This window comes from Stenotrophomonas sp. YJH_SMC_69 (genome assembly GCF_059370495.1).
The window spans coordinates 23,677-49,092 of the sequence record NZ_JCAFTS010000001.1 but is presented as its reverse complement, the minus strand read 5'-3'; the positions used below and the strand labels follow the sequence as shown (position 1 = coordinate 49,092).

The window sequence follows — 25,416 nt, the reverse complement described above, 5'->3', positions numbered from 1 at the left end:
ATGCGTGGATGAACGCCCGGCGGCATGACTGCGGGGGTCAGAGCCCTCGCGCGGTGCGCAAGGGATCCGACCCCGACCGGATCAGCCCTGCTGGCCGAGCGCGCGCAGCAGGCCGCGGGCCTTGGCGCGGGTCTCGTCCAGTTCCCTGTCCGGGTCCGAATCGACCACGATGCCGGCGCCGGTGCGGAAGCTGACCTGGTGGCCATCCACTTCGGCGGTGCGGATCAGGATGTTCAGGTCCAGGTCGCCATCGCGGTTCAGCCAGCCGAACGCGCCGGTGTAGGCACCACGCGGCACCTGCTCCAGCTCGCTGATGATCTGCATGCAGCGCACCTTGGGGCAGCCGGTGATGGTGCCGCCCGGGAACGTGGCGGCGATCACCTCGCCGGGGGTGACCTCCGGGCGCAGGTGGCCGCTGACGTTGCTGACGATGTGGTGCACGTGCGCGTAGCTCTCCACGGTCATCAGCTCGTCGACCACCACGGTACCGGGCATGCAGATGCGGCCCAGGTCGTTGCGCTCCAGGTCGATCAGCATCACGTGCTCGGCGCGCTCCTTGGGGTGGCCGACCAGCTCCTGGATGCGTGCGGCATCATCGTCCCCCTCGAAGCGCGGACGCGTACCGGCAATCGGACGGGTCTGCGCGTGGCCGGCATGCACCGACACCAGCCGCTCCGGCGAGGAACTGACCACATGGCGGCCGTGGGCGCTGAACAGGCCGGCGAACGGTGCCGGATTGGCACGGCGCAGCTGCGCGTACAGCGCCTGCGGGCTGACCGGCGCAGCGAACTGCGCGCTCCAGCGCCGCGACAGGTTCACCTGGAACACGTCGCCGGCACGCAGGTACTCGATCACCCGACGCACGCCGTCGGTGAAGCGCTGCGGCGCATCCTCGCCCACCGCCTGCGGCGGCTGCCAGCCCTGCCCGGCCTCGGGCAGCGCGGCCGAGGCCAGTGCCACCAGCGCATCCAGCAACGCCTGCTCGCCGGCCTCGGCGATGACGAAGCTGGCGCCGTTGTGATGGTCATGCAGCACCGCGGCCGGGCAGCGCAGCGCCAGCGCGGTCGGGCGGCCGTCCTCGCGCGCACGCGCCGGCAGCACCGGTTCGATCTGGCTGGCCACTTCGTAATCGAGCATCAACGCCCAGCCGCCGCGGAACGGCAGGCTGTGGCTGCCGTCATGCGGCAGGCGTTCGCGCTGCCAGGCACGGTCCAGCACCTGCAGGAAGCTGCCGGCGTGCACCGCGTCGTGCTGGTCGCGCACCTGGCCATCCGCATCCAGTCGCAGGCCATCGCCCTGCGCGGCCAGCAGCAGGCTCCAGCGGCCCTGCGCGGTGCCCGAGGCAGTGGATTCCATCAGCAGCGGAAAGCGCGCCGGGTCATGCTGCTGCAGGGCCAGCAGATCGATCGGGTGCGGCAGCGGGTGGATCAGCGGTGCGTGGGTCATGGCAGCCAGTTCTGGGGTTCAGATGCACGGAAGCCGCCTTGCGGCGGCTCCGTAGAACGCGGCGTCGAGCATGGCCCGACGCTACAACTCGGTCAGACGCGCTTGAAGACCAGCGTGCCGTTGGTGCCGCCGAAGCCGAAGCCATTGGACATCACCACGTCGACCTTGGCCTGGCGTGCTTCGTTGGGCACGTAGTCCAGGTCGCAGCCTTCGCCCGGCTGCTGCAGGTTGATGGTCGGCGGGATGACGTTGTCCTGCAGTGCCATCACCGAGAAGATCGCTTCCACGCCGCCGGCAGCACCCAGCAGGTGGCCGGTCATCGACTTGGTGGAGCTGACCATCATCTTGTAGGCGTGGTCGCCGAAGGCGGTCTTCATCGCCATGGTCTCGCCCAGGTCGCCCAGCGGCGTGGAGGTACCGTGCGCGTTGAGGTAGCCCACCTGTTCCGGGGTCACGCCCGCGTCCTTCATGGCCATGGCCATGCAGCGCGCGGCGCCTTCGCCGTTCTCGCTCGGTGCGGTCATGTGGTACGCGTCGGAGCTGGCGCCGAAGCCGGCCAGTTCACAGTAGATCTTCGCGCCACGCGCCTTGGCGTGCTCGTACTCTTCCAGGATCAGGATGCCGGCGCCGTCGCCCAGCACGAAGCCGTCACGGTCCTTGTCCCATGGGCGGGAGGCCTGTTCCGGGGCGTCGTTGCGGGTACTCATGGCCTTCATCGCGCAGAAGCCACCCAGTGCGGTCGGCGACGAGCCACGTTCGGCACCGCCAACCACCATCACGTCGGCGTCGCCGTACTGGATCATGCGCATCGCGGTACCGATCGAATGGTTCGAGGTCGCGCAGGCCGACACCGCCGAGAACGACGGGCCCTTCAGGCCGGTGATGATGCTCAGCTGGCCCGGCAGCATGTTGATGATGGTCTTGGGCACGTAGAAGGGCGAGATCTTCTTGCCCTCGTGGAACTCGATGGTCTGCTCTTCGATGCCGAGCAGGCCGCCGATGCCGGCGCCGACGATGGCGCCGATGCGCTCGGCATTGGCGTCGGTGATCTCCAGGCCCGAGTCGTGCAGGGCCATGAACGAGGCACCGAGGCCGTAATGGATGAACGGGTCCATCTTCTTGGCATCCTTGCCGCTGACCCGGAACTTGCCGAACAGTTCATTGTCGGCGGTGATGTCGAATCCCTTGACCTCACCGGCAATCTTGGTGGTGAACCGATCCAGATAGGCATCCGCAACGTTGGTCAGCGGACCGATGCCCGAACGACCGTGGGTGATGCCTTCCCAGCTGCTGGCCAGATCATTGCCCAACGGCGAGACGATACCCAGGCCGGTTACGACGACGCGACGCTTCATTGCTGATTCTCCTGACCCGGCTGATTTCAACGGGCAACTCGGTTTGCTTCGGTGTGATGCTCAAACACACGGGGCCGCAACTGCGGCCCCATGGGGTGCGGTGCGCGGCGAGCGTGGGCCCGCGCGCGCACTGCCGTCTGACATCAGGCCTTGACGTGGGCCTTGATGTAGTCGATGGCGGCCTGCACGGTGCTGATCTTCTCGGCTTCTTCGTCCGGGATCTCGCACTCGAATTCTTCTTCCAGGGCCATCACCAGCTCGACGGTGTCCAGCGAGTCAGCGCCCAGGTCATCGACGAACGATGCGCTGTTGGTGACTTCTTCTTCCTTGACGCCAAGCTGTTCGACGACGATTTTCTTGACGCGTTCTTCGATGGTGCTCATGGGATCTCGCTCCAGATGGAGTTGTGGTTCAAAAGTGGTCGCCATCAAAGGCGATGGCCGTGGGATAGTGTAGTGGAAACCGGCGCGGCCATGCATTGCAGCAAAAACCTCCGCAGATCAACCACTTGCGGCGCAATCCCTGCGCCCCTTGCTTACGGCATGTACATGCCGCCGTTCACATGGAGGGTTTCGCCGGTGATGTAACCGGCAGCCGGGCTGGCCAGGAAGGCCACCGCATGGGCGATGTCTTCCGGCGACCCCAGGCGTTCGAGGGCGATGTCGTTGATCAGCGCGGTGCGCGCTTCTTCCGGCAACGCCTTGGTCATGTCGGTGTCGATGAAGCCAGGTGCGACAACATTGACGGTGACGCCGCGCGAACCGATTTCCTTGGCCAGCGACTTGCTGAAGCCGATGATGCCCGCCTTGGCCGCGGCGTAGTTGGCCTGGCCGGCATTGCCGGTCACGCCCACCACCGATGCGATGTTGATGATGCGGCCCTTGCGCGCCTTCATCATGCCGCGCATCACCGCCTTGCTGGTGCGGAACACGCTGGTCAGGTTGGTGTCGATGATCGACGCCCAGTCCTCGTCCTTCATGCGCATGAGCAGGTTGTCGCGGGTGATGCCGGCATTGTTGACCAGGATCGAGATCGGGCCGAATTCCTTGGCGATGCCATCGAGCACGCTGTCCAGCGCGGCGGCATCGGTGACGTTCAGCGCGCGGCCGTGACCACCGTGGGCGGCCAGGCGTTCGCCGATCGCGGCAGCGCCGGATTCAGTGGTGGCGGTACCGATGACGGTGGCGCCCTGGGCGGCCAGCAGATCGGCGATGGCGGCACCGATGCCACGGCTGGCGCCGGTGACCAGTGCGATTTCACCCTGCAGGGGCTTGCTCATGATGTTTTCCTCAGGCTGGGGCGACCGCCGCACCCGTGCCGCTTGCCGCGGCCACCGGTACGGTCGGCAGGAACAGGGGGGATCAGGCCGACCATGCCTCGCGGGCGGCTTCGAAGTCGCCCGGCGTGGCCAGCGAACGGCCGTCGATGGCCTTGTCGATGCGCTTGACCAGGCCAGTCAGCACCTTGCCCGGGCCGCACTCGGCGATCCGGGTGACGCCACGGGCAGCCAGCGCCTGCACGCACCCGGTCCACTGTACCGGCTGGTACAGCTGCTGGACCAGCGCGGTGCGGATCGCGTCGATGCCGCTGTGCACCTGGGCGTCGACGTTCTGCACCACCGGCAGCTGCGGCGCGTGCCAGGACAGGCCGGCCATCACTTCGGCCAGGCGGTTGGCGGCTTCGCGCATGAGCGGGGTGTGCGAGGGCACGCTGACGGCCAGCTTGACCGCCTTGCGCACGCCCTTCTCGGCCAGCAGCGCCAGCGCACGGTCGACCGCGTCGGCGTCGCCACCGATCACGATCTGGCCCGGCGAATTGAAGTTGGCCGGCACCACCACCTGGCTGCCTGCCGCTTCGGCGCAGACGTCCAGCACCAGCTGGTCTTCAGCGCCGAGCACGGCGGCCATGGCGCCGACACCGGCCGGTGCGGCTTCCTGCATCAGCTGGCCGCGCAGGCGCACCAGGTGCGCACCGTCATGCAGGCTCAGTGCGCCTGCGGCAACCAGGGCGGTGTACTCGCCCAGGCTGTGGCCGGCCAATACCGACGGGCGCGGACCGCCCACGGCGTTCCAGGCGCGCCACACGCCGATGCTCGCGGCCAGCAGGGCCGGCTGGGTGTATTCGGTACGGTTGAGCATTTCCTCCGGGCCGCCCTGGGACAGCGCCCACAGGTCGACGCCGGCACCATCGGATGCCTCGGTGAAGGCTTCACGCACCTGTGGGTGCAGTTCGGCCAGCTCGGCCACCATGCCCACAGACTGCGAGCCCTGGCCGGGGAAGACAAAAGCGAGGGTGGATACGGTCACGCGGTCATCCGCTTGTTGCAATCGAAGCGGGCCATGATAAGGGGGAACATGCCGTGTCGTCTGTACGTGCGCGTATGCACGCGTATGGTGAATGGCCGGGCAAGCGCAACGGGGTCAGATCCCTTTTCCTGCGGAAAAGGGATCTGACCCCTATCAGCCTCAGCAGAACAGCTGCAGGACGTCCAGGTCGCCGTCGGCGAGGAAATCCACGCACAGGCCCACCAGCATCAACACGCCGGCGGTGCTGGCGCCGTGGGCGATGAAGATGGAATGGGCCAGCGCGCGCGCCGAACGGCCCAGCTTCATGCAGACCCGGGCCAGGCTGCGCAGGCGGCCGCTGACCGCATGCACGTGCTCGCGCACCGGTGCCTGAACGTCACCCATCGCCTCGGCCATCATCGCCTGCAGGTGCCCGGGGCGGTCGGCGTAGTACTTGGCCACGCCGTAGCCGAACATCAGCCAGTCGCGGGCCTGCGCTTCGGACAGATCCATCACTTCCAGCGGATCTTCCTCGAAATCGATGAAGCCGACCTTCTCGCCATCCCATGTGAGGTTGCGCGGCAATGGCTGCCCGAAATAGGCGCCGCGGGCATGAGCTTCAGCAATGGCCAGCATCGCCGCCATCACCAGCTGATCGCGACCGGCTTCGTCGGCTTCGCGCAGGCAGGTGTTGAACGAGCTGCCGTTGTCGCCGATCACCAGCGCGGCATGACCGGTGCCCAGTACGTCCGGCACGTTCACACCCTGCGCCTGCAGTTCCGCGAGGCGGCGGGCCTCGGTTTCGCGTGCGGCGTCGCCACCGCGGTGCGGCGGCGGGCGCAGCGCATCCAGATGGAAACGGCGCGCAACAAAATTGAGCAGGCCCAGGGCCATTGCCCGGCTTCCCTTGCCGTACTGCTTCAGCCAGGCACGTTGCCCTTCGATGACGATGGGCTCAACCATGACAGGTCCTCCTTAAACGCGTTACGGCCCCGGAGGGGCCGTAACGACAAGACTTCACATTGTCGTAACTTGCACTATCAATAGCGCAGCAGGGCCGAACCCCAGGTGAAGCCGCCGCCGAAGGCCTCCAGCAGCAGCAACTGGCCACGCTCGACCTTGCCCGAACGCACCGCGGCATCCAGCGCCAGCGGCACCGAGCCGGAGGAGGTGTTGCCGTGCTTGTCGACGGTCACCACGACCTGGTCCATCGACATCTCCAGCCGCTTGGCGGTGGCTTCGATGATGCGCAGGTTGGCCTGGTGCGGGATCAGCCAGTCCAGGTCGGATTTGTCCAGGCCGTTGGCAGCCAGGGTCTCGTCCACGACCGAGTCCAGCGCCTTGACGGCGTACTTGAACACGTCGTTGCCCTTCATGTTGATGGTGCCGCCACCGTTGGCGCCGTCCTTGAAGCCGGTCGAAACGCCGACCGGGTTCCACAGCAGTTCCTTCTTGCTGCCATCGGCATGCAGGTGGGTGCTGAGGATGCCGGTGTCTTCGTCGGCCTTGAGCACGACGGCGCCGGCGCCATCGCCGAACAGCACGCAGGTGGTGCGATCGTTCCAGTCGACCATGCGGGTCAGCGTTTCGGTGCCGATCACCAGCACGTGCTTGCAGTCGCCGGAGCGGATGAACTTGTCGGCCACGCCCAGCGCGAACACGAAGCCGGAACAGGCTGCGTTGACGTCGAAGGCGGGGCACCCGGCCACACCGAGCTTGGCCTGGATCAGGCACGCGGTGGACGGGAAAATGAGATCAGGGGTGGTCGTGCCGACCACGATCATGTCGAGCTGCGAGGCATCGATGCCTGCGGCTTCAAGCGCGCGCAGGGCGGCGTTGTAGCCAAGGTCGCTGGTGGTTTCGCCTTCGGCCGCGATGTGCCGTTCACGAATGCCGGTGCGCGACTGGATCCACTCATCCGAGGTTTCGACCATTTTTTCCAGGTCGGCGTTGGTCAGGACTTTTTCCGGCAAATAGCTACCGGTGCCCGCGATCCTCGAATAGATCCGCTTGCTCATCATGTTTCCTGTTGCGCGGGCCGCCGATCACCGGCACGCCCGGGAAAGAAGGCAAAGGCCGCTGCCCGGAGGCAGCGGCCTTCCCGGCACATCAATCTTCTTCGACGGCCGAGGTCTTGGTCTGGATGACCTTCTTGCCGCGGTAGAAACCGTCGGCAGTGATGTGGTGACGCAGGTGCACTTCGCCGGTGGTCGGGTCGGTCGACAGCTGCTTGGCGCTCAGGGCGTCGTGGGCACGACGCATGCCGCGGCGGGACGGGGTGACACGGGATTTCTGCACAGCCATGGGATTGCTCCAAACTCGGTTCGATTTGCTTCGTCGTATCGTCGCGCAGGACGCCAGCGCCCAGCACACTTTCGCTTTCGCCGCAGCCGCCGACGACAATCCGGCTGCTATTGTTTCTTCAGTGCTGCCAACGCCGCAAACGGGTTGGCCTTCTTCGTTTCTTCTTCGCTCGGTGCCCAGTCCTTGTCGACTGCTTCACCGTCGGGCGACAGCGGCACCACGGGCACCGCCAGCACCAATTCGTCCTCGACCAGATCCAGCGGACGCAGCTGGCCGTCTTCCGGCACCAGCAACGCCTCGTATTCCTCCGGCAGGGACGATTCCTCGTCCTCGTCGCGGATCAGGCCAAGCCTCTGGGTCACCTTCACCGGCAACAGGAATCGCTGCATGCTGCGCTGACAGGTCAGCGGCAGCGCGGTGTCGATGGTCAGTTCCACATAGGATACCCGCAAGACGTCGTCGCGACCGAATTCAAGCGAGTAGACACACTCGCCGTCGGTATCTGCGACCAACCCCTGCAGGCGGGTCAATTCAGCCAGGGAGACCTGACCGTCGAAGCGCCTTCGCGCTACAACCATCCGCCAGGCATCCAGCGTTTCGGGCACGTTCGCGGACATAAGCCGCTGAATACTAAGGATCGCACCGCCCGCTGTCAAATGCCCGCCCTGCAGGACTTGCCGCTGGCGCCGTGGAGGGGCCAGACTGCCGCGCCCTGCCCCGGTATTGTCACATGTCACTGGTCCTGGCCTCCACCTCCCGCTACCGTCGCGAACTGCTGGAACGGCTGGGCCTGCCCTTCGACTGCGCACGCCCGGACGTGGATGAAACCCCTCTGGGCGCCGAGACCCCGCTGGCCCTGGCCACGCGCCTGGCCGCCGTCAAGGCCGCCGACGTGGCCGCCCGCCATCCGGGCGCCTGGGTGATCGGCTCGGACCAGGTGGCCGACCTGAACGGCCAGCCGCTGGGCAAGCCGGGCACGGCGGAGGCGGCCTGTGCGCAGCTGGCGGCAATGTCCGGACAGACGGTGCGCTTTCACACGGCAATCAGTCTCAGGCGGGATGGAGAATCCCTCGCCACCCTGGATCTGACCGAAGTACGCTTCCGCGTGCTGGACCCGCAGGAAATCATCCGCTACGTCGCCGCCGAGCAGCCGCTGGACTGCGCCGGCAGCTTCAAGTGCGAGGGCCTGGGCATCAGCCTGTTCGAGGCAATCGACAACCGCGACCCGACCGCGCTGGTCGGCCTGCCACTGATCGCGGTGTGCGGCCTGCTGCGCAGGGCTGGATTCGCGGTGCCGTGAACGGTGGAGCCGAGCCCTTGCTCGGCCGTCTTTTTTTTAGGCTGCCCGCCATCTGTAGCAGAAGCAGCCGAGCATCGGCTCGGCTCTACAGGACCAGGGGACCTCAACGAACTTCGAACGGCTGCTCCTGCCACGCCTCCACGCTGCCGTCGCGGCCGTGCAGGCGCAGGCCAAGCCAATGCCGCCCCGGCGCCAGCGTGGTGGTATCCAGCGATGCGTCGAAGCCCACCGCCGGATGTTGCGGATCGGTGCTGTCCGGCCAGGTGTGGCGGATGTCGAACATGCGCCCGTAGCGCGCATCGCCAATCGAATGGCCATCGACCAGCACTTCGATGCGCGCCAACCCCACCCCATCCTTGAATGCCCAGCCCTTGATGGCGAGCGTTCCGGAGACCTTCTCACCGTTGGACGGTGCATCCAGCCAGGCCATTGCCGGCGTCACGCAGGGCCCCTGCGCGCGCTGCACCGGCAGCCGGAACAGCAGGAAGCGCTGGAAACCATGATCGCTGCTGACCACGCGCGGCGCCGGCAACGGCCCCACCTGCTCGCAGATCGCGTGATAGCGCGCCAGCAGATCGCGGTAGCGCTGGTCGCTGGGTGACAGCACCAGCAGCATCGGCGCACTGCGCGGGCCTTCGTGCAGCAGGCCCCACTGTGCCAGCTGTGCGGTCCGCCCATGCTTGTCGTTGAGCGGGTGCGGCAGCACCTCGATATCACCGTTGCCCAGCTGGAAGCCCAGTTCGGCACCGACCTTGAAGTTGCCCGCCAGCACACGCGTGCCCGGCGGCATCTGCCGCAGTTCGTCGCGCACCGCCACGGCCAGCGGCTGCCAGCCGGCAAAGTTGCGCGGGTAGTACTTGCTGCCGGCCATCTGCTCGCGCAGCGCCGGCGTGGACGCCATCAGGTAGTAGCCGAAAGCCAGTACGGTGCCTGCAGCTGCCAGCCACCAGCCGGTGCGGCGCAGCCAGCGTGGCCAGCCGTTGAGGACCACCGGCACGGCCACCAGCAGCGCCAGGTAGCCCGGCAACGGCCAATGGAAACTGATCCGCTCGACATCGGTGAAGAAGCCCAGCAGGAAGATGCCCAGCGTCGACACCCCGCCCACCAGGCCGAAATAGCGCCATTGCACCCGCACACCACCACCGCTGCGGGTACCCGCCAGGGCGACCTTCCACATCGCGATGCACAGGATCGGCGTCACCAGCATCGGCTGGATCACCAGGAACCACAGCCCTTCCCACTCGAACGTCCACGGGTGGCGCTCGACCACCTGGAACTTCAGGCCGGCATCATGGTTGTCCGCATTCCACGCCAGCAACGGCAGCCAGGCCAGTACACCCACCGCCAGCGCCACCCATACGCGCGGGTCGGCCAGCATGCGGCGGCCCTGCGGCAGCGCCAGCAGCGCAATGAAGCCGACACCGATGACGCCAATGAAACGGTAGTGGCTGAGCGCACCGATCAGCAGGCCCAGCGCCAGCTTCATCGCCGACGACGCATCCACGTTGTGCAGCAGGCGCGCACCGGCGTGCAGGCAGATCACCGCCGCAAGCGCCATCGGCACATCCGGCACGGCCAGCAGGCCCAGCGTGGCCGACAGCGGCATCAGCAGGGTCAGGCTGCCCGCCTGCCACCCTGCGACGTTGCCAAACCAGCGCGTGGCGATGCGCACCACCAGCAACGGCAGCAACGCACCGATGGCCAGGAACGGCAGGCGCAATGCGAGCACGTGATGGCCACCGATTTCCACGCCCAGGCGTGCAAGCCATGCTGTCAACCCCGGCAGGTCGGAATAGGCAGCAGCCAGGTGCTGGCCTTCCTGCCAATAGAACGCCTCATCGACGAACAGCGGCAGGCGTGCAGCCACCACCAGCTTGGCCGCTGTGATCAGCGTCCATAACCAGAGAAATATTGCCCGCGCGCGCTGTTCGCCTTGCATTGCTCTATGGATAATCGAGTGGATTCCAGACCTGAGACGATCATGCCAGCCTCGTCCCCCAATCCCAGCATGCTAACCGATCAACTGCGCCAGGCCCTGCGGGAGGCACAGGATCAGGTGAACGCACTGGTACTGGGCAAGGTGCCGGAAGTCAGGCTGGCCTTTGTCGCCCTGCTTTCCGGCGGCCACCTGCTCATCGAAGATCTGCCTGGGCTGGGCAAGACCACGCTGGCGCATGCATTGGCCAGCAGCCTCGGCCTCAGCTTCCAGCGCGTGCAGTTCACTTCCGACCTGTTGCCGGCGGACGTACTGGGCGTATCGGTGTACGAGGCCGGCAGCCGCCAGTTCCAGTTCCACCCCGGCCCGGTGTTCACCCACGTGCTGCTGGCCGATGAGATCAACCGCGCACCGCCGCGCACGCAGAGTGCGTTGCTGGAGGCAATGGCCGAGCAGCAGGTCACCCTGGATGGACAGACGCATCCACTGCCCGATCCATTCTTCGTGATCGCCACGCAGAACCCGGTCGACCTGTCCGGCACCTTCCCGTTGCCGGATTCGCAGCTCGATCGTTTCCTGCTGCGGCTGGCGATGGGCTACCCGAGCGTGCAGGCCGAGCGCGAGCTGCTGCGTGGCAGCGATCGCCGCGACCTGATCGCCCGCGCGGTGCCGAAGCTGGATGACACCCAGGTGCGTGCGCTGCGTGAAGCCGTTGGCCAGGTACACGCCAGCGACGCGCTGATCGACTACGTGCAGGCACTGTTGACCCGCAGCCGCCAGCATGCCGGCGTACGCGTGGGCCTGTCACCGCGCGCCGGGCTGGCCCTGCTGCGTGCCGCCAGGGCGCATGCACTGCTGCTCGGCCGCGGGCATGTGGTGCCCGAAGACGTGCAGACCCTGTTCGTGGCAGTGGCCGGCCATCGCCTGGTGGCGGAGGCCGAATCCAGCTCCGGGCCGGCACTGGCGCGGGCGATCCTGCAGACCGTCGCGGTGGACTGAAGGTGGCCACACGCTGGGCACGCATGCAGCTGCTGGCACGCCCACGCAGGCCCGAAGCCCTGCCGCAGCGACTGGATCGCCATCGCATCTATGTACTGCCGACGCGCTTCGGCCTGTTCGTCGCCACCCTGCTGTCGGCGATGCTGCTGGGCGCATTGAACTACAACAACAACCCGGCCCTGCTGCTGGCACTGTTGCTGGCCGCAGCAGCGATCGCCAGCGCCATTGCCGCGCACCTGCAGCTGTCCGGCATACAGATCGATGCAATCTCCGCCGAGCCGGTTCCGGCCGAGCACCCCCTGCGCCTGCGCGTGGACCTGTCGTTGCGCGACCCGCGCGCGCGCCACGGGCTGCACCTGCAGCTGGGCGCAAGCGAGGCGTGGGTCGCACTGCCTGCACACGGTCGCGGCGAAGTGGAGCTGGATGTCCCCAGCGAGCGCCGCGGCTGGCTGGAACTGCCGCGCATCCGCCTGTCCAGCACGCAGCCGCTGGGGCTGGTGCGGGCATGGTCGTGGGTGTGGCCGGAGCAGCCGCTGCTGGTTTATCCACTGGCCGAGGCACTGGCACCACCCCTTCCGGAAAGTGGCAGCGATCCACTGCACACCCGCGCCCATGCCAGTGGCGAAGAGCTGCACCAGCTGCGCCCCTATCGTGCCGGCGACGCCCCGCGCAGCATTGCCTGGAAACACTCGGCACGCCGCGACAGCCTGCTGGTACGCGAATACGAGAAGCCGATCGGCATCGAAGTGGTGCTGGACTGGCGCACGCTGGCGCCGCTGGGCCATGAAGCACGCATCGCGCGGTTGGCACGCTGGGTCGACATGGCCGAGCGCGAAGGCCGGCGCTACACGCTGCTGCTTCCAGCCCATCCCCCGTTCGGGCCCGGCCAGGGCGCCAGCCACCACCACCTGTGCCTGCGCGCACTGGCGCTGATGCCCCATGACTGAGCCTGCCGTCCTGCTCGATCGCAACGCCCGCAGCTGGACCCTGGCCAGCGCAGCGCTGGCACTGCTGCCACTGCTGCTGCAGCTGCCGCCGGTGCTGGCCGTCGTGATCGCGATCACCGCCGTGCTGACCGCTGCGCTTTCCTGGCGGCGGGTGCTGCCGATGCCGGTGCGCCTGCTGCTGGTGCTGGCCATGCTCGCCACCATTGTCTGGCAGATGGGCATGGTGCGGCCGGGGCGTGATACCGGCTGTGCGCTGCTGGCGGCGATGCTGGCCATCAAATCCAGCGAACTGCGCAACCTGCGTGATGCGCGCAGCCTGCTCGGTTTCGCGCTGTTCTCGCCGTTCGCGGCCTTCCTGCTCGACCAGGGCCCGCTGACCACGGGACTGGCTGCGCTGGCCGCGGTTGCCGCACTGCTGGCCCTGCAACGCCTGGCCCAGGACGAGGGCCGCAGCCCACGCCTGCCACTGCACGGTCAACTGCGCGGCGTCGGCCGCCTGCTTGGCATCGGCCTGCCGCTGGCACTGGCCTGCTTCTGGCTGTTCCCGCGCTTGTCCACGCCGTTGTGGGGCGTACCCGAACGAGCGGTGGGTACACCCGGCCTGGCTGACAGCATGGCGCCGGACCAATGGCTGGACCTGATGGCCGACGACACCCCGGCGCTGCGCGTGCAGTTCTTCGGCGCGGTGCCCGAGCCCGCGCAGCGCTATTGGCGCGGCCCGGTGCTGACTTCCTTCGATGGCCACCGCTGGAGCCGCGATCGCGCGACGGCCCGGCGCCCCGCCCCCGTGGTCGAAGCCGCCGCACAGGGATGGGACTACCAGATCGACTACGAACCCACCGACCGTCGCCTGCTGGTGGCCCTGGACCTGCCCAGCCGCGCACCGGAAGGCAGCAGTTTCGATGCGGACATGAGCCTGCGCAGCGACCGCACGCTGTCCGCGCTCAGCCGCTGGCGGTTGCATTCGGCGCCTCCGCAACGGTTCGACACCGATCTGTCGCCCTACCTGCGCCGTGCCGCGCTGCAGCTTCCCCCCGGCTTCAATCCGCGCACCGCCCAGCTGGCACGGCAATGGCGGCAGGAGGCCGGCAACGATGACGAAGCCATCGTCCGCCGAGCGCTGCAGTGGATCACCCGCGACTTCTCCTACACGCTCGATACCCCGGTGGCCGGGCGCGATCCGGTCGACGATTTCCTGTTCAACTACAAGGCCGGCTTCTGCCAGCACTTCAGCTCGGCCTTCGTGGTGCTGATGCGCAACGCCGGCATTCCGGCCCGGGTGGTGACCGGCTTCGCAGGTGGCACCCGCAACCGCATCGGGGACTACTGGGTAGTGCGGCGCATGGACGCCCACGCCTGGGCCGAAGTCTGGCTGCCCCAGCGCGGCTGGGTCCGGGTGGACCCGACTGCGGCCGTGGCACCGGAACGCATCCTGGACACGCTGGACGACCGCTTGCAGGCCGGCACGGACACCCCGCTGCAGCAGCGCTGGCTGCAGCTGGGGCAGATGGGTGACTGGCTGCGCCGTGGCTGGAACGACCTGGTGCTTTCCTTCGACGCACGCCGTCAGCAGCAGCTGCTCAGGCCGTTCGGGCTGGATGATCTCGGGCCGGCGCAGCTGGTGGCCGGCTTCGTGGTCGCCGCACTGCTGGCATTGGCATGGATGGCCTGGCTGCTGGCCCGCGGCGAGCGCGAGCGCGACCCGCTGCTGCGCGCCTGGCACCGGCTGGGGCGGCGCTATGCACGCCTTGGCCTGGCCCGCGTACCCCACGAGACGGCATGCGACTGGTCACGACGGGTACACGCCGTGCGCCCCGACCCCGCCCTGCTGGCACTCAGCCAGCGTTTCGCCGACGCGCGTTACGCTGGAACTTGCACCGACCTCGCTTCATTATTGCGGGACCTGCGCAGGCATCGCCCGACTTCCGGAGCCTCCCCATGAACACCAAGTTCCTCCTCACCGCTGTGGCCACGCTGGCCCTGTCGGCCTGCGCCACGGCCCCCAAGCCGCTGCAGGGACAGTTCAGCCTGGTCTCCCCGCGCGACTCGGTCGCCACCCAGCAGGTCGGCACGCCGGTCCGATGGGGTGGTCGCATCATTGAGACCAAGCCCGGCCAGGGCGAGACCTGCTTCCAGATGATCTCGCGCCCCCTCAACGCCAGTGGCCGCCCGAACACCACCTCGTCCGACGCCAGCGACGGCCGCTTCATTGCCTGCCGCGCCGGCTTCTACGACCCGGCCGTGTTTGAAGCCGGCCGCGACGTGACCTTCATCGGCAAGATCGACGGCTACCAGAACACCCGCATCGGGGAGTACGACTATCGCCTGCCGAAGCTGTCGGCCGATGTGATCTACCTGTGGCCGGAACAGCGCCAGGTCGATGTGGTGCCCTACCCCTATGGCCCGTGGGGCCCGGGCCCGTATGGCCCGTACTGGGGTGGTTACGGCCGTTGGGGCTGGTGGTGATCGCCACCGGCCATGCGTGATCGAAAAAGGCCGCCTTCGGGCGGCCTTTTTTTCATCCACGCATCGCATGGATCCACTGCGGGCAATGGTGGATGCCGGGCGCTCAGCGCCCCGGCGTACCGAAATGCCCCAGCGGCGCACCGGCCAGCAGGTGCATGTGGATGTGGAACACGGTCTGCCCGGCATCCTCGCGGCAGTTCATCACGATGCGGTAGCCGTCCTGCGCGAACCCTTCGCGGCGCGCATATTCGGCGGCAGCCAGGGCAAGCTTCCCGATCAGGTGCGCCTGCGACGGCTGCAGGTCGTCCAGGGTCGGGATGATCTCGTTCTTCGGAATGAACAGTACGTGCACCGGCGCCTGCGGTGCGATGTCCTTGAAGCCCAGCACCTCGTCGTCCTCGTAGACGATGGTGGCCGGGATCTCGCGACGGATGATCTTGCTGAAGAGGGTTTCGTTGCTCATGGTCGGCCTCGGCGGGAGTGTCTTCCGCATTGTAGGCCGGCCGCGCCGGGCGATGCCCGGGTGGCGCTCAATCGCGGAATTCGCTGCGCGTGCCGAACGCGTGCGACAGCGTGCCGCGGTCAACGTATTCAAGCTCGCCGCCGAGCGGCAGGCCCTGCGCCAGGCGGCTGGGCTGCACCTTGCGCGCGCGCGCCAGCTGCGCCAGGTAGTGCGCGGTGGCTTCGCCTTCGACGGTGGCACTGGTGGCGATGATCAGCTCCTGCACCTCACCTTCGGCCAGACGCTGCTCCAGCTGCTCCAGGCCCAGCTCGCGCGGGCCGATGCCATCGAGCGGCGACAGCCGGCCCTGCAGCACGAAGTAGACACCGCGGAAGCCGGTGGCGTTTTCGATGGCCAGGCGGTCGGCCGGCGATTCGACCACGCACAGCTGGCTGCGCTCGCGGCTGCTGTTGGCACAGGTCGGGCACAGCTCGGTTTCGCTGAAGTCGCGGCACTGCGCGCAGTGGCCGATGCGCTCCACCGCCAGCGCCAGGGCTTCGGCCAGTCGCTGGCCACCTTCGCGCTCGCGCTCGAGCAGGTGGTACGCCATGCGCTGTGCGGTCTTCTGGCCCACGCCAGGCAGCACCCGCAGTGCGTCGATCAATTGTTCAAGCAGGGGTGCGGACACGGCGGCATGCTTTCATGGCGTCGAGCAGGCTCGACAGCTACAGATTCTGTGGCACCCGCTTGCACGGGTGCCACGCTGGCAATCAGAACGGCAGCTTCATGCCCGGCGGCAGCTGCATGCCGGCGGTGGCCGAACCCATCTTCGACTTCGACTCGGCGTCGATCTTGTTCGAAGCGTCGTTGAAGGCGGCGGCGATCAGGTCTTCCAGCATCTCCGGGTCGCTGGTCAGCGACGGGTCGATGCGCACCTTGCGGCATTCCTTGGCACCGGTCAGGGTCACGCTGACCATGCCGCCGCCGGCACTGCCGGTCACTTCGATCTTGGCGATTTCTTCCTGGGCCTTCTGCAGGTTTTCCTGCATCTTCTGGGCCTGCTGCATCAGTTGGGCGATGTTTCCGCGCATGGTGTCTTACTCGTCAAAAGAACGGATGGAATCGGGAACAACCCGGGCACCGTGCTGCTGGATCAGCACCTGCACTTCCGGGTCGTCCATGAAAACGGCCTCTGCCACCTGCTGCCGCTCGCCACGCTGGCGGTCGGCCCGCTGATGCAGGGTCTCGGCCGGAACGTGTTCGGTTTCCACGGTCTCGACCACGATCTTCGGCGCCTGGCCGAGGGCCTTCTGCAGCATCTCGCCCAAGGCAGCCAGCGCGCGCTCCGAGCGCAGGTATTCAAATCCGGGCGAAAGGCCCAGTTTCAAGGTCCCGTGCTGGCAGCTGATGAACGCGGCGTTGGCGGCCAGCTGCCGCGAGGGGCCGCTGAGGCCGCTGTTGGCGACCAGGTCCAGCCAGTCTTCGGCAGTGGCCAGCTCGCTGACACCTTCCTGCGGCGCGGCGGCATGCGCCGGGGCCGGCTTGGCATGTTCGGCCGGCGCAATGGCAATGCCTTCGGCGCGGAACGGGCGCTCGGGCGGCGCAGGCTCGCTGGGAGCCGCGACGGGAGCCGGCGGTTCGTGCCAGGGCGCAGCCATGGCGGCGTCCGGGCCGGACATCTCGGCCGCCAATGCCTCGTCACGCGCCTCGGCTTCGTCAGTGGCCCACGGCGGCAGGTCGTCGCCTGCCTCTGCAGTGACGGCAGGCGCCGGCGCCTGTGGCTCAGCCTTCACCGGCGGCGGCGACACGGACTCTTCCACCGGAACCGGCTCGGGCTCCGGCGTCGGATCTGGTTCCGGTTGCGGGGCCGGTTCGGGCTCGGGTTCAGGTTCGCGCGGCGCGGCCTGCACCGGCGCGGCGGCCTGCGCCGCTACCGCCGGGCTGCCCGAAGCGGCAGCAGCGGCCGGCGTCGCATCGTGGCTACCGGTACCGGCGCCACCACCGGCAGCGTTGCCACCCGGCGTGCCGCCCAACGCACCGTCGACGGCCTTCGGCACCGGCGGTACCGCTGCGGCCGGACGGAACGCCAGCATGCGCAGCACGGCCATTTCAAAGCCCGCGCGCGGGCTGGGTGCCAGCGGCAGGTCGCGGCGGCCATTCAAGGCCATCTGGTACCAGAGCTGCACCACTTCCGGGCGCAGGCGCTCGGCGAATACGGCGACATCCAGAGCTTCCGCCGCGGCAGCGCCCGGCACCAGCTGCTGCACCTGGATGCGGTGCAGCCCTTCGGCCAGCGCTTCCAGCACACCACTCCAGTCCGGCGAGAACTCTGCCAGCGCGGCTACCACCTGCAGCAGGCGCGGGCCATCGCCGTCGGCCAGCGCATCGAGCATCGCCGCCACTTGGGTGCGGTCCACGGTACCCAGCATGGTGCGCACCACGTCCTCACGCAGCGCGCCGCCGGCATAGGCGATCGCCTGGTCCAGCAGTGACAGGCCATCGCGCAGGCTGCCGTCAGCGGCCTTGGCCAGCTGCACGATGGCGCTGCCATCGGCCTCGATCGCTTCCGCCGCCAGGATGCGGGTCATCTGGCCCTGGATCTGGTCTTCATCCAGGCGCTTGAGGTTGAACTGCAGGCAGCGGCTGAGCACGGTGACCGGCAGCTTCTGCGGATCGGTGGTGGCCAGCAGGAACTTCACGTGCTCCGGCGGTTCTTCCAGCGTCTTCAGCAGCGCGTTGAACGCCGCCTTGGACAGCATGTGCACTTCGTCGATCAGGTAGACCTTGTACTTGCCGCGCGAGGGCATGTACTGCGCGTTCTCGATCACCTCGCGCACGTCATCCACACCGGTGTTGGACGCGGCGTCGATTTCCAGCAGGTCGATGTAGCGGCCGGCGTCGATGTCCAGGCAGGCCGCGCACTGGCCGCAGGGGTCGGCGCTGGTGCCCTGCTCGCAGTTCAGCGACTTGGCGAAGATGCGCGCGATGGTGGTCTTGCCCACGCCGCGGGTGCCGGTGAACAGGAACGCGTGGTGGACCCGGCCGCTGTCCAGCGCGTTGCTGAGCGCACGGACCACGTGTTCCTGGCCCACCAGCTCGGCGAAACGCTTCGGACGCCACTTGCGGGCAAGGACGAGATAGGACATCAGGCCACCGTTTTCCATCGGATGTTCCATTGTGCCATGCCTGTCCAGCCCCCTCGCCACCCATGGCCATGGATACGCCGTCGATCGGGGTGCTTGTGTCCGGCCGCGCCGCCCGCTAGAATCTGCGCCCCTGCTGAGGCGTTTGCCGATGGCAGGGATCCGGAGAGGTGTCCGAGTGGTTGAAGGAGCACGCCTGGAAAGTGTGTAAGCGTCTAAACCGCGCTTCGGGGGTTCGAATCCCCCTCTCTCCGCCAGATAACTGAAAAAGGCTGCCTTCGGGCAGCCTTTTTCAGTTATCTGGCGGGGGATGCGAAGTGCGCTGCGCGCGCTTCGCCCCAAACGTTGCTGCGCAACGTTCGGGCCCCTCCCCTTGCCGGCCTCTCCCCGCCCCTGTCGGGGCAGCCCCTCAACAGAGGGGCTTGTTGCTCCAGATCCATCAATGGGTTTCCGTCGTGCGGGGATGCCTGGTCGACCGTCCCGCTTCCACGTTCGATGGCCGTCCAACGACAGGATCTGCCCCACGTCGTGGCACCCCGCGCTTCCTGTCCACGCCCTGACCACTGGCCGTGCCGTGGCGATGCAACGACACGCTGGCACTCACTGCCTGTTGCTATGCTCGGGCCACAGGGGATTGATGCCCGCTATCGGGCCGGATGAGGAACATCAACATGCGGTATTTCATGACGAAGCTAGTGATCACCTCCGCCTTGCTGATCGGCAGCGGCACCGCAGTCGCACAGGGCGGCGGTGCGGCGCAGTTCGGCGCACTGGGAGGCACGCATGCAGGCAATGCCCTGGCGTGCGGCGCAACCCCGGAACAGGCCGCCAAGCTGCGCGCAAGCCACAAGGCACAGGCAAAAACCGTGTTCGGCGCCGAAGCAGGCTTCGACCAGGCCTATGACACGGCCGAAGCGCAGACACAGAAGAAGATCACCGATGCCTGGAAGAAGGGCCAGTACAAGCCCACCAGCGAAGTCTGCAACGAACTGATGAAGCAGGTGCGTTCATGACGCAGAAGCACGGATCGACGATGTCCGCAGTGCGCGCGAGCCTGTTGGCCGCCAGCCTGGTACTGGCACTGGGTGCCTGCAAGCGCGCTGGCGAAGCGCCTGCAGAGGGTGGCGCTTCCTCGGCCGCACCTTCCAGCACCGCAGCCGAACCATCACCGCAGGCGGCTGCGGCCACGGATGGAAGCCAGAAGGCCGCAGCGTTCAATGTTGCCGAGCTGCCCGTATCGCAGGCAACGATCGGCAGCTTCCCTTATCTCGGACTGCCGCAGGGCTACACCAGCCAGGACGTCGTAGACAGCGAATTCGATCGCGTACCGTTCTGGACCGGCGATCGCGTGGAATGGATTGAAGGCAAGGTTCATTCTTCGGTCCTGCAGAGCAGCAGCGATCACCCTTATTCGCAGCTGGAGCTCAGCCGCAATGTACAGAGCCTGGTCGAGGCCCTGGGGGGCAAGCGCATTTTCTCCGGCACCATACCGGCCGATGCATCGCGTGACATCGGCAACAGCAAGGCGGCGACCACCTATGTCGGCGGCATCGGCGACATCTACAACGAACCCGCAGAAACCTATGTCATCCATCGCGAAGATCGCGATATCTGGATTCACCTGGGCTCGGGTGGAAACTCCGGCGGCCTGCTCGTCGCAGAGACAAAACCGGTGCAGATCACGGCCAAGGTCATTGAAGCGGACACGCTGAAACAGGCACTGGACAGCAGTGGCAAGGTATCCATCCAGGTGAACTTCGCAACCGACGCGGCCGAGATCCTGCCCGATTCGGAACCGCAGATCGCACAGGTCACCCAGCTGTTGAAGGCCGACCCACAGCTTCGCCTTTCCGTTGAAGGACACACCGACAACAGCGGCAGCCAATCGCACAACCAGACGCTCTCGCAGGCGCGTGCGGAGTCGGTGCGCACGCGTCTTGTCGGCGGTGGAATCGCAGCCGAACGCCTGAGCGCGAAAGGCTATGGGCAGAGCCAGCCGGTCGCCGACAACGCAACCGAAGAAGGGCGCCGCGCCAATCGTCGCGTGGAACTGGTCAAGCGCTGATATCACCACGACGTTACTGCGTTGAAGCACTCCGGAAAAAGCACATGCCCTGCATGTGCTTTTTTCTTTTCCGCGCCGCACGGTCATTTGTTTTGCCGCGGATGCAACGAGATAAAAACACGCGGATCTCTCATCCCGTTCGAACAAGAAGCAGGCCGTGCACGCGCCCTCTGTAGCGCGCCAATATTCCGGCACCACAAGCCGCCTGCGTGACACAAATATGTCAGTTAAGTGTTAATTTCCTTAACGAAAAGCGGTGCATCTAGCTCAAATTTGACGTGATTATGTGCAGACAATTGTTAATCTGCAATGTGCATCACATTTTCAAATATTTCATTGCATATCGGAAAAACCTGACTTGTATCGTCAATTTTCTGTCGATAGGCTTGACCCCGTTCTCGAACAAGCGACAAATTTTCGACGAACCAGGGTGTGAGCTTCCTGTCTTTACCTCGCCCTGCCATTAATCAGGATCCCCCAGCGGACACGCCGAATATCCCGCACACCCGGGAGGATTCCTGCCATCAAGGAGGAAATACATGGAACGCAGCCGTCGTCACATCCGTTTTTCCCGTAAGCAGGCCGGTCAGGGCATGACCGAGTACATCATCATCACCGCGCTGATCGCCATCGCCGCGATCGGAGCCGTCACCTTCTTCGGAGGCACGGTTCGCAGCCAGGTGGCAGGCATGTCGAAGGAACTTTCCGGCCAGAGCGCGACGCAGTCGATCAACCGCGCCAAGAACCAGGCCAACAGCGCCCAGCAGGAAGCTGACAAGACCAAGGGCATGGACGCGTACAAGAACAAGTAATACCCCAGCCCTGGCGGCATGAAGCCGCCAGGGCCCTCCCAGCATAATCTCCCTGCGCGCACCGCACGCGGCGCGCGACGGGCAGCCATGGCCTCCGGCCCAGGAATTCGTTATGCGCAGCGCATTGGCTTTGGCACGAAGCCGTGCGGCCCGGGGCGTTTCCAGCCACCGAACGGTCGCCGGCCAAGCAATGGTTCTCGGGCTGGCACTCATTCTGGTTCTATGCATCGGGATTGTCCTGCTGTTCAACACAGGGCAGGTGGTGAACAAGAAGGTGGAGTTGGTCAATGCGGCTGACGCCGCCGCCTACAGCGTTGCGATCCAGCAGGCACGCGCACTGAACTACGCGGCCTACATGAACCGTGCCCGCGTTGCCAACGAAGTGGCCGTGGCACAGACGATCAGCCTCTATTCGTGGCTGAACCAGATGCACACCACCTCCATCGTCATCCGCACCACGCTGGATGTGCTCTCCGCCATTCCCTACATCGGCGTGGTGTTCAAGGCATTGGCAACCGCCTTCAAGGTCGCCGAACGCATTCTCAAGGTCACCCGCCAGACGTTCCAGCCTGTCGCGCAGGCGGCCATCATCGCCATCGACAAGCTCAACATGATGTTCGCCGCCTCGGTGCAGCTCGTCATCGAGGGCGTATCGCGGCTGGACAGCTACACCATCGCCAAGGATGTGCTGCAGCGGAACTCACCGCAGGCACAACTGGGCACCATCGGAACCGCGGTGCTCGGCACGCAACTGGCCACGGCCGAGAACCGGCTGCTGCAGCGCTACAGCATTCCCCGTACCGCCAACGGTGGCTCGGCCACGCAGCGCCAGGGCGCCGACCGCTTCCGCAATGTGGTGATGCAGTCGCGTGATGGCTTCAGCAAGAGCCGCAGCGATGATTTCCTCGGCTTCCTGGTGCAGTCCGGCGGCACCGACATGGTCGACTACAACCGATGGGCAGCGCTGGATACCATGGCCGTCGAGCTTCCGCTGCCATGGCCGCTTTCCGATATCGATATTCCGGTCGGCTGGGGCGGTGCGCAGGCCGTGGAAAGCTATCGCAACCAGCGCTTCCTCAACGGCTTCGGCAACGGCAACGGCTGGTACTCGGACTGGGACCGCCGCCGCTACCGCCCGTATGGCGAAGCGGTGCGCCGCAATCGTGGCGCGGCGTGGATTGTCGACCGCAGCCAGGATGCCAACGTGCGCTTCGCCAATGGCCAGCATCGCAAGGCCTTCTTCACCGGCTACAACGGCCTGCGCGACTATCACGACGTCAAGGCCGGGCAGGCACTGCAGCCCTACGCCGAGAATGATCGTGACCGCGACAAGGTCGGCCCGGTCTTCACCATCTATGCCGAGACCGCCGGCACCAGCGCGCGCACCACGTCCGGCGCCGGCATCGGCGCCCCGGCCGGCTCGCAGATGGAACTGCCGGACAGGATGGCCAACAACAAGATCGCCGCACTTTCCTCCGCGCAGGTGTTCTTCGACCGCCCGGTGCAGCTGCGCATGTTCAGCCGCGATGACCGCAAGCGTGAAACCGGAAACCTGTTCAGCCCTTACTGGCAGGCACGACTGGTCAAGACCGATGCCACCACCAAGGCTGCCTTGGCGGCAGCCGGAGCCTTGATGCCATGACGTTTGCTGTTTTCAATCGCTTGCACCTGTCGATCGCCACACTGCTGATCAGCGGCTGTGGCAGCGCGGCGGACAACGGCGAGCCCGCCGCTGCCAGGAACATGCCGGGCATCCATCTTGACCAGATTGCCGAAACCCTGGTGGATGGACGCAACGCGGCGCGCACCAGCTACCAGCAGGCACTGAGCGACTGCCAGGCGGCAGGATTGCCGACCCGCGCACTGGATGACGCCGATGTCGCCCGCCTGGGAACCGTTCGTTACGAAGCCTGGCTTTCCAGCAAAGAGGAAGTGTTCCGTACCCGCGAGTGGCGCCTGCTCAACGATGGCCCTGCGACCAGCTGCCAGTTCCGGCTGGAGGCTACCGGCCTGCAGGAGACCCAGAGCGCCTCCGGCGTGGAGCAGGTCGATCTGGCAACGGGAGAGCGTAGCCAGTCCCCCGCCGACAGCGACGGGCTCACCCGCTTTGCCGCCGAAGCCGACGAAGGCAGCGCCTCGCCGGGCTTCCAGCGCGCGGGCAACCGCAGGGTCGCTGGCCAGCCGTGCAACGTGTGGAAGGACGAGAACGGACGGTTCAGCCAGTGCGTGTGGTCGGCTGGTGCCAGCTGGGGCTTCACCCCCGGTGCACTGAACGACTACCGGCCGAGCCGCTACGCCATTGTCCTGGAGCAGGAACCCCTCGACGGCAATGGCACCCGCCTGACCACGCAGCGCATGACGGTGGGCCAACCCTTTGAACGCGGCGACCTCGAGGTACCGCGCGAACCGTCCTCCCAACGATGACCTGCTGAGGTAGCCATGGACAGGGAACGCCCATTCCGCGGCGCGCGTCGCCAGCGCGGCCAGAGTCTCACCGAAGTCGCCGTGCTCTGCGCCGTGCTGGTGCCGATCTTCCTGCTGATCCCGATCCTGGCCAAGTACATCCACGCCCGCCAGGCCACCCAGCAGGCCGCGCGCGCGATCGCCTGGGAAGCCACCGTATCGCCGGACTACAAGCTGCCGGCCAGCGGCCGCCAGCGCGATCTTGCCGTCGACCGCTATTTCGGGCGTGCCAACGATCCCATCGTCAGCCAAGCGCAGACCGGCGCACGCGATGCCGCCGTCGGCGACGTCCTGATGAATACCTTCTCCAACCAGCCGCTGGTGCGGCGCGGTGACCTCGCCCTGGTCTCCTACACCAGCACGTCGGCAGGCGGCATGATGAAGAAGATCGGCGACGTGACCTCGATGTTCGGTTCGTTCCCGCCCAACCGCAACGGCCTGACCCAGGCCCAGCTGCGGTTGGATGTGCAGGATCTGAAAAGTGCCAACGGCAGTGCTGCCGCCTATCTGGAACCCTTCGATTCGCTGGGCCTGAAGCTGCAGGCCACCCATGTGGTGCTGGCCGACCCCTGGAATGCAGCCGGTTCCGGGCTCAAGGTCAACTCGTCACGCTCGGTGATCGCGCAGGTCAAGCCACTGGTGCCATCCCAGCACATGGCGGGCATCGCCAAGGCGTTTGACGGCCTCTCCGGCATCCCGATGATCGGGACGCTGAGCAGGCTTGATCCCGGTTACATCGCGCCCGACGTGGTGCCTGTCGACAAGTTGCCTGCCTATGCGCCGTCGCGTTGACCTGCTGGCGGCACTGGCCGCGCTGCTGTTCGCCTGGCCTGCGCTGGCCGCGTCCTGGCCGGACATTCCCGAGCCCGAGGGCGCGCAGAGCGAGTGGGTGGCCAAGGACATGCTCTACAACGGCCTGCCCATGCGCATCTCGCGCTTCACGTCCGCATTGCCGGTGTCGTCCATCGTCAGCTACTACAACCGCGAATGGCCCGGGCAGACCGTGATCAACGAGGTCGGCGGCAAGACCGTGATCGGCCACGCACACGGCGAGTACTACGTGACCATCGAGGTATCGGCCAAGGGCAGTGGCAGCCAGTCACAGATCGGCATTACACGCCTGCTCAAGCGCAAGCCCGATGCCGCGGCCGGCGCCGATTTCCCGAAACCGTCCGGGACGCAGGTGATCAATGACATCACCTACCTGGACACGCCCGGGCGCAGCCTGTCCATGGAAAGCACGCTGTCTCCGTTCCAGACCGATGCCTTCTATGCCAGCCGCCTCCCTGCGGACGGCTGGAGCCGAAGTTCCGGCCCTGCGGGGTGTTCGATGATCGCGCTGCAGTGCGTTGTCCGCTACAGCAAGGGCAGCCAGGAAATGACCATGACCTTCAACCGGCACGAGCAGGGAACCTCGATTGTCGTCAACCAGTCGCAGCACTGAGACCACCGC

The 25,416-nt window shown here is 66.6% G+C and carries 26 protein-coding genes and 1 tRNA gene; 13 read left to right on the top strand and 14 right to left on the bottom strand.

Features of this window, described 5'->3' with window-relative positions:
- Positions 1-81 precede the first annotated feature (81 nt).
- From AC5P8F_RS00220 to AC5P8F_RS00180, 9 genes are all read right to left on the bottom strand, one after another.
- Positions 82-1,446, bottom strand: a complete 1,365-nt coding sequence (locus AC5P8F_RS00220) for an aminodeoxychorismate synthase component I (protein ID WP_495227519.1) — start codon at positions 1,444-1,446, stop codon at positions 82-84.
- 92 nt (positions 1,447-1,538) lie between these two features.
- Positions 1,539-2,801, bottom strand: coding sequence for a beta-ketoacyl-ACP synthase II (fabF, locus tag AC5P8F_RS00215; protein ID WP_046429205.1), 1,263 nt, complete (start codon positions 2,799-2,801; stop codon positions 1,539-1,541).
- Positions 2,802-2,944: 143 nt separating this feature from the next.
- Positions 2,945-3,184 carry an acyl carrier protein gene (gene acpP, locus AC5P8F_RS00210; RefSeq protein WP_005415509.1) on the bottom strand — a complete coding sequence of 80 codons (240 nt, stop codon included), beginning with the start codon at positions 3,182-3,184 and terminating at the stop codon, positions 2,945-2,947.
- A 152-nt stretch (positions 3,185-3,336) separates the two neighbouring features.
- Positions 3,337-4,080 carry a 3-oxoacyl-ACP reductase FabG gene (gene fabG, locus AC5P8F_RS00205; protein ID WP_005408312.1) on the bottom strand — a complete coding sequence of 248 codons (744 nt, stop codon included), beginning with the start codon at positions 4,078-4,080 and terminating at the stop codon, positions 3,337-3,339.
- An 82-nt stretch (positions 4,081-4,162) separates the two neighbouring features.
- Positions 4,163-5,107 carry an ACP S-malonyltransferase gene (gene fabD, locus AC5P8F_RS00200; RefSeq protein ID WP_032958546.1) on the bottom strand — a complete coding sequence of 315 codons (945 nt, stop codon included), beginning with the start codon at positions 5,105-5,107 and terminating at the stop codon, positions 4,163-4,165.
- A gap of 159 nt (positions 5,108-5,266) precedes the next feature.
- Complete coding sequence (locus tag AC5P8F_RS00195) at positions 5,267-6,049, bottom strand: BUD32 family EKC/KEOPS complex subunit (protein WP_046429200.1); 783 nt, start codon at positions 6,047-6,049, stop codon at positions 5,267-5,269.
- A gap of 77 nt (positions 6,050-6,126) precedes the next feature.
- Positions 6,127-7,104 carry a beta-ketoacyl-ACP synthase III gene (locus AC5P8F_RS00190; RefSeq protein WP_014646186.1) on the bottom strand — a complete coding sequence of 326 codons (978 nt, stop codon included), beginning with the start codon at positions 7,102-7,104 and terminating at the stop codon, positions 6,127-6,129.
- Between the two features lie 91 nt (positions 7,105-7,195).
- Positions 7,196-7,390, bottom strand: a complete 195-nt coding sequence (rpmF, locus tag AC5P8F_RS00185) for a 50S ribosomal protein L32 (protein WP_004154640.1) — start codon at positions 7,388-7,390, stop codon at positions 7,196-7,198.
- A 107-nt stretch (positions 7,391-7,497) separates the two neighbouring features.
- Positions 7,498-8,007: a YceD family protein gene (locus AC5P8F_RS00180; protein ID WP_049404889.1), complete on the bottom strand. Its 510-nt coding sequence runs from the start codon at positions 8,005-8,007 to the stop codon at positions 7,498-7,500.
- Between the two features lie 113 nt (positions 8,008-8,120).
- On the opposite strand from AC5P8F_RS00180, the gene AC5P8F_RS00175 reads away from it, so the two are divergent.
- Positions 8,121-8,690 (top strand): Maf family protein, encoded by a 570-nt coding sequence (locus AC5P8F_RS00175; protein ID WP_111205519.1) that lies wholly within the window; start codon positions 8,121-8,123, stop codon positions 8,688-8,690.
- A gap of 103 nt (positions 8,691-8,793) precedes the next feature.
- Here the strand turns inward: AC5P8F_RS00175 and AC5P8F_RS00170 are convergent, their stop codons facing one another.
- Complete coding sequence (locus AC5P8F_RS00170; RefSeq protein WP_049441029.1) at positions 8,794-10,629, bottom strand: glycosyltransferase family 39 protein; 1,836 nt, start codon at positions 10,627-10,629, stop codon at positions 8,794-8,796.
- 42 nt (positions 10,630-10,671) lie between these two features.
- Between AC5P8F_RS00170 and AC5P8F_RS00165 the strand changes: the two genes are divergently transcribed.
- Genes AC5P8F_RS00165 through AC5P8F_RS00150 form a run of 4 tightly spaced genes read left to right on the top strand, consistent with a single transcriptional unit; the run spans position 10,672 to position 15,038 of the window.
- A complete protein-coding gene (locus AC5P8F_RS00165) occupies positions 10,672-11,625 on the top strand; it encodes an AAA family ATPase (protein WP_032958559.1) in 954 nt (317 codons plus the stop codon).
- Between the two features lie 23 nt (positions 11,626-11,648).
- On the top strand, positions 11,649-12,572 hold the full coding sequence (locus AC5P8F_RS00160) for a DUF58 domain-containing protein (protein WP_495227595.1): 924 nt from the start codon (positions 11,649-11,651) through the stop codon (positions 12,570-12,572).
- Complete coding sequence (locus AC5P8F_RS00155) at positions 12,565-14,514, top strand: transglutaminase TgpA family protein (RefSeq protein ID WP_134966797.1); 1,950 nt, start codon at positions 12,565-12,567, stop codon at positions 14,512-14,514. Before AC5P8F_RS00160 ends, AC5P8F_RS00155 begins: the two co-directional genes overlap by 8 nt.
- Positions 14,511-15,038: a Slp family lipoprotein gene (locus AC5P8F_RS00150; RefSeq protein ID WP_014036182.1), complete on the top strand. Its 528-nt coding sequence runs from the start codon at positions 14,511-14,513 to the stop codon at positions 15,036-15,038. Before AC5P8F_RS00155 ends, AC5P8F_RS00150 begins: the two co-directional genes overlap by 4 nt.
- A gap of 103 nt (positions 15,039-15,141) precedes the next feature.
- Here the strand turns inward: AC5P8F_RS00150 and AC5P8F_RS00145 are convergent, their stop codons facing one another.
- From AC5P8F_RS00145 to dnaX, 4 genes are all read right to left on the bottom strand, one after another.
- The gene (locus AC5P8F_RS00145) at positions 15,142-15,501 is read right to left on the bottom strand and encodes a histidine triad nucleotide-binding protein (protein ID WP_014646179.1); all 360 of its coding nucleotides are present in this window, start codon (positions 15,499-15,501) and stop codon (positions 15,142-15,144) included.
- 67 nt (positions 15,502-15,568) lie between these two features.
- On the bottom strand, positions 15,569-16,168 hold the full coding sequence (gene recR, locus AC5P8F_RS00140; RefSeq protein ID WP_049441038.1) for a recombination mediator RecR: 600 nt from the start codon (positions 16,166-16,168) through the stop codon (positions 15,569-15,571).
- Positions 16,169-16,250: 82 nt separating this feature from the next.
- Positions 16,251-16,571, bottom strand: a complete 321-nt coding sequence (locus AC5P8F_RS00135) for a YbaB/EbfC family nucleoid-associated protein (protein ID WP_005408298.1) — start codon at positions 16,569-16,571, stop codon at positions 16,251-16,253.
- 6 nt (positions 16,572-16,577) lie between these two features.
- Positions 16,578-18,644 (bottom strand): DNA polymerase III subunit gamma/tau, encoded by a 2,067-nt coding sequence (gene dnaX / locus AC5P8F_RS00130; protein WP_495227518.1) that lies wholly within the window; start codon positions 18,642-18,644, stop codon positions 16,578-16,580.
- A 143-nt stretch (positions 18,645-18,787) separates the two neighbouring features.
- Here dnaX and AC5P8F_RS00125 point away from each other — a divergent pair.
- The 8 genes from AC5P8F_RS00125 to AC5P8F_RS00090 all read left to right on the top strand — a co-directional run bounded on the left by AC5P8F_RS00125 (position 18,788) and on the right by AC5P8F_RS00090 (position 25,407).
- Positions 18,788-18,880, top strand: a tRNA-Ser gene (locus AC5P8F_RS00125).
- 426 nt (positions 18,881-19,306) lie between these two features.
- Positions 19,307-19,636 carry a hypothetical protein gene (locus tag AC5P8F_RS00120; protein ID WP_126411778.1) on the top strand — a complete coding sequence of 110 codons (330 nt, stop codon included), beginning with the start codon at positions 19,307-19,309 and terminating at the stop codon, positions 19,634-19,636.
- Positions 19,637-19,656: 20 nt separating this feature from the next.
- Positions 19,657-20,688 carry an OmpA family protein gene (locus tag AC5P8F_RS00115; RefSeq protein ID WP_032958215.1) on the top strand — a complete coding sequence of 344 codons (1,032 nt, stop codon included), beginning with the start codon at positions 19,657-19,659 and terminating at the stop codon, positions 20,686-20,688.
- Between the two features lie 539 nt (positions 20,689-21,227).
- Positions 21,228-21,500 (top strand): hypothetical protein, encoded by a 273-nt coding sequence (locus AC5P8F_RS00110; RefSeq protein ID WP_014036176.1) that lies wholly within the window; start codon positions 21,228-21,230, stop codon positions 21,498-21,500.
- Positions 21,501-21,612: 112 nt separating this feature from the next.
- Complete coding sequence (locus AC5P8F_RS00105) at positions 21,613-23,142, top strand: pilus assembly protein TadG-related protein (RefSeq protein WP_321210539.1); 1,530 nt, start codon at positions 21,613-21,615, stop codon at positions 23,140-23,142.
- Entirely contained in the window at positions 23,139-23,924 is a 786-nt protein-coding gene (locus AC5P8F_RS00100; RefSeq protein ID WP_014646173.1) for a hypothetical protein, read from the top strand. The genes AC5P8F_RS00105 and AC5P8F_RS00100 overlap by 4 nt, the downstream gene beginning before the upstream one ends.
- A gap of 15 nt (positions 23,925-23,939) precedes the next feature.
- Positions 23,940-24,755, top strand: coding sequence for a TadE/TadG family type IV pilus assembly protein (locus AC5P8F_RS00095; RefSeq protein WP_014036173.1), 816 nt, complete (start codon positions 23,940-23,942; stop codon positions 24,753-24,755).
- Positions 24,739-25,407: a hypothetical protein gene (locus AC5P8F_RS00090; RefSeq protein ID WP_014646172.1), complete on the top strand. Its 669-nt coding sequence runs from the start codon at positions 24,739-24,741 to the stop codon at positions 25,405-25,407. The genes AC5P8F_RS00095 and AC5P8F_RS00090 overlap by 17 nt, the downstream gene beginning before the upstream one ends.
- Positions 25,408-25,416 lie beyond the last annotated feature (9 nt).

Coding starts and splice junctions, on each gene's coding strand:
- AC5P8F_RS00220 (WP_495227519.1), bottom strand. CDS start 1,446: ATGACCCACGCACCGCTGATCCACCCGCTGCCGCACCCGATCGATCTG.
- fabF (WP_046429205.1), bottom strand. CDS start 2,801: ATGAAGCGTCGCGTCGTCGTAACCGGCCTGGGTATCGTCTCGCCGTTG.
- acpP (WP_005415509.1), bottom strand. CDS start 3,184: ATGAGCACCATCGAAGAACGCGTCAAGAAAATCGTCGTCGAACAGCTT.
- fabG (WP_005408312.1), bottom strand. CDS start 4,080: ATGAGCAAGCCCCTGCAGGGTGAAATCGCACTGGTCACCGGCGCCAGC.
- AC5P8F_RS00195 (WP_046429200.1), bottom strand. CDS start 6,049: ATGGTTGAGCCCATCGTCATCGAAGGGCAACGTGCCTGGCTGAAGCAG.
- AC5P8F_RS00190 (WP_014646186.1), bottom strand. CDS start 7,104: ATGAGCAAGCGGATCTATTCGAGGATCGCGGGCACCGGTAGCTATTTG.
- rpmF (WP_004154640.1), bottom strand. CDS start 7,390: ATGGCTGTGCAGAAATCCCGTGTCACCCCGTCCCGCCGCGGCATGCGT.
- AC5P8F_RS00180 (WP_049404889.1), bottom strand. CDS start 8,007: ATGTCCGCGAACGTGCCCGAAACGCTGGATGCCTGGCGGATGGTTGTA.
- AC5P8F_RS00175 (WP_111205519.1), top strand. CDS start 8,121: ATGTCACTGGTCCTGGCCTCCACCTCCCGCTACCGTCGCGAACTGCTG.
- AC5P8F_RS00170 (WP_049441029.1), bottom strand. CDS start 10,629: ATGCAAGGCGAACAGCGCGCGCGGGCAATATTTCTCTGGTTATGGACG.
- AC5P8F_RS00165 (WP_032958559.1), top strand. CDS start 10,672: ATGCCAGCCTCGTCCCCCAATCCCAGCATGCTAACCGATCAACTGCGC.
- AC5P8F_RS00160 (WP_495227595.1), top strand. CDS start 11,649: ATGCAGCTGCTGGCACGCCCACGCAGGCCCGAAGCCCTGCCGCAGCGA.
- AC5P8F_RS00155 (WP_134966797.1), top strand. CDS start 12,565: ATGACTGAGCCTGCCGTCCTGCTCGATCGCAACGCCCGCAGCTGGACC.
- AC5P8F_RS00150 (WP_014036182.1), top strand. CDS start 14,511: ATGAACACCAAGTTCCTCCTCACCGCTGTGGCCACGCTGGCCCTGTCG.
- AC5P8F_RS00145 (WP_014646179.1), bottom strand. CDS start 15,501: ATGAGCAACGAAACCCTCTTCAGCAAGATCATCCGTCGCGAGATCCCG.
- AC5P8F_RS00135 (WP_005408298.1), bottom strand. CDS start 16,571: ATGCGCGGAAACATCGCCCAACTGATGCAGCAGGCCCAGAAGATGCAG.
- dnaX (WP_495227518.1), bottom strand. CDS start 18,644: ATGGAAAACGGTGGCCTGATGTCCTATCTCGTCCTTGCCCGCAAGTGG.
- AC5P8F_RS00120 (WP_126411778.1), top strand. CDS start 19,307: ATGACGAAGCTAGTGATCACCTCCGCCTTGCTGATCGGCAGCGGCACC.
- AC5P8F_RS00115 (WP_032958215.1), top strand. CDS start 19,657: ATGTCCGCAGTGCGCGCGAGCCTGTTGGCCGCCAGCCTGGTACTGGCA.
- AC5P8F_RS00110 (WP_014036176.1), top strand. CDS start 21,228: ATGGAACGCAGCCGTCGTCACATCCGTTTTTCCCGTAAGCAGGCCGGT.
- AC5P8F_RS00105 (WP_321210539.1), top strand. CDS start 21,613: ATGCGCAGCGCATTGGCTTTGGCACGAAGCCGTGCGGCCCGGGGCGTT.
- AC5P8F_RS00100 (WP_014646173.1), top strand. CDS start 23,139: ATGACGTTTGCTGTTTTCAATCGCTTGCACCTGTCGATCGCCACACTG.
- AC5P8F_RS00095 (WP_014036173.1), top strand. CDS start 23,940: ATGGACAGGGAACGCCCATTCCGCGGCGCGCGTCGCCAGCGCGGCCAG.
- AC5P8F_RS00090 (WP_014646172.1), top strand. CDS start 24,739: ATGCGCCGTCGCGTTGACCTGCTGGCGGCACTGGCCGCGCTGCTGTTC.